This window comes from Pseudaeromonas pectinilytica (assembly GCF_054780855.1).
In genome coordinates, this window is the sequence record NZ_BAAGVN010000042.1 from 1 (window position 1) to 2,248 (window position 2,248).

Genomic DNA, 2,248 nt, shown 5'->3' on the forward strand with positions numbered 1-2,248 from the left:
GCCCATTCGGCAGGCCGTCAACTAAGCCCGCCCGGCGGGTTGGGGAGCGAGTATCCGACTTTGGATTTGATCAACAAGGCCGTACCGAACTGATGGCGCTTGAACTCAAACGGAGTTGGCGCCTGACATTGCATGCTTCAACAATACGGCGATGGTTGCCTAGGCTTGGGATTGTCTGGCGCCGGGCCGCGCCCACTTTGCACATCCGCGATCCCCATAAAGAGCGGAAAATGGCCGCCATCAATGAGGCCTTGGGACGCTGCAGTGCGGACCATCCCGTGTTCTATGAAGATGAGGTGGATATCCACCTCAATCCCAAGCTGGGGGCGGACTGGATGATGCGAGGGAAGCAGAAGANCGGTAACGTGACCTATGTGGCAAGCGATAGCAAAGACACGGACTTGTTCTTGTCACTGCTCAAAACACTAAAGCGGACTTATCGGCGCGCCAAGAGCATCACGCTGATCCTGGATAACTACATCATCCACAAGAGCAAAAAAGCACAGCGATGGCTGGCAAGAAATCCGAAGTTCATCGTGCTTTTTCAGCCGGTGTATTCGCCATGGGTGAACCAGATTGAGCGGCTGTGGCATGCCCTCCATGAAACGATCACCCGGAACCACCAATGCCGCACATTGGGTGAATTATTACGTCGCGTGTTCTACTTCTTGGATCATGCAGCCCCGTTCCCCGGTAATGGACATGGGCTTATGCAACTGGAGCGAAATTAGGATCAGCTATTTAGAAGAGAACGTAATGCGGCTATTTAATGGCTGAATACTGTTTTATAGCGCATAGCATCACACGGCTCGAATAAGGGATAAGGGTATTGGTGTTTGAAATGCGCTTAAGTTCTGCTCACCCAAACCTATGGACCTACTATTTATAGGTTAATAGACTTGAAACCCGACGCGTGATTTAAGGATGCTCAGAGAAGCGGAAATACATAGGCTTCAACATTGATATCCGCCTGAAAATCAGGCTAATACTCTTCGGCGGGCAGAAAAAAACCCGGTGATAGAATCAACCGGGTTTTTCGGATCTGGCGGAGGGGGTGGGATTTGAACCCACGGATGTTCGCCCATCGACGGTTTTCAAGACCGTTGCATTAAGCCGCTCTGCCACCCCTCCGAATTGGCGAGGATACTACTCACTGGCTCGGGCTTTGTAAACTCCCCCGCGAACTGATTGCTTGCTTTTGCGGCAAGCAGCGGTTTAATTGCGCCAATTTTCGCCGTTCTGCCGTCCCAGACTTGACTTGACGCCCCTGCCTCACGCTATATAAACGCCTCGCATCCTTCCCCCATGATCCAGAAGATGGCCCCGCTTATGAAATTGAAGAAGATTGTTCTGCCCGTTCTCGCCTGCCTGCTTCCCTTGAGCGCAGTCCCCGCCTCGGCCGCCGAGTTGCAGCGCGCCGATGTGGAGCAAATAGTGCGTGAATATATGGTCAGCCACCCGGAGCTGCTGATCGAGATGTCCAACGCCCTGCGCGCCAAGCAAGAAGCCGAGCAGTCAAAGGCTGATGTGGATCTCATTCAGCAACACAGCAAGGCGCTGTTCCAGCAAGCCAATGATCCGGTTGGCGGTAATGCCAAGGGCACCCAGACCATAGTCGAGTTCCTGGATTACAACTGTGGCTACTGCAAGCGCGCCACCCCGGCCATGCACGAGTTGCTGGCCAGCGACCCCAGTATCCGGGTGATCTACAAGGAGTTCCCGATCTTAAGCGAGACCTCCTACCTGGCCGCCAAGGCCGCGCTAGCGGTACAGAGCCTGCATCCGGAGCAATTTGTGGCCTTCCACAATGCGCTGATGGAGCGCCAAGGCAGCCTCAAGGATGAAAATGATGTGGCCGCCATTGCCAAGCAGGTGAAACTGAACTGGTCGGCGGTGCAGAAGAAGATGCAAGATCCGGCCATCGAGCAGCAACTCAAAGCCAATCACCAGTTGGCGCAACAGCTCGGACTGACCGGAACGCCGGCCTTCGTCATCGGGGATACCATTTTGCGCGGCGCTCCCCGTACCGCCGATGATCTGCGTGCCCTGCTCAAGCCCAAATCCTGATCCCTCCTTAGCTCCTGCCCTATACTGGGCAGGAGCCCTCAGTGTGATGCCCTATTCTTTTTTAGGCTATTTGCAATCTGAGGTTGGATCATGAAATCTTTCATAAAATAGCATAATCCTTCTTTTGTGCAAAACTTGGTTGACAACCCTCTTTTGGAAGATGTGCCGTTTCGTGCAAAAG

2 protein-coding genes and 1 tRNA gene are annotated in these 2,248 nt (G+C 53.6%); 2 read left to right on the forward strand and 1 reads right to left on the reverse strand.

Annotated features, from left to right (window positions below; translation table 11 throughout):
• Window positions 1–731 (forward strand): transposase (locus tag ACYVG7_RS04035; RefSeq protein ID WP_460881956.1); only part of this gene is annotated, 731 nt, incomplete at its 5' end.
• Between the two features lie 312 nt (window positions 732–1,043).
• Here the strand turns inward: ACYVG7_RS04035 and ACYVG7_RS04040 are convergent.
• Window positions 1,044–1,131, reverse strand: a tRNA-Ser gene (locus ACYVG7_RS04040).
• A 198-nt stretch (window positions 1,132–1,329) separates the two neighbouring features.
• Between ACYVG7_RS04040 and ACYVG7_RS04045 the strand changes: the two genes are divergently transcribed.
• Window positions 1,330–2,067 carry a DsbA family protein gene (locus ACYVG7_RS04045; protein WP_460881957.1) on the forward strand — a complete coding sequence of 246 codons (738 nt, stop codon included), beginning with the start codon at window positions 1,330–1,332 and terminating at the stop codon, window positions 2,065–2,067.
• The last annotated feature ends 181 nt before the right edge of the window (window positions 2,068–2,248 follow it).

Coding starts and splice junctions, on each gene's coding strand:
- ACYVG7_RS04045 (WP_460881957.1), top strand. CDS start 1,330: ATGAAATTGAAGAAGATTGTTCTGCCCGTTCTCGCCTGCCTGCTTCCC.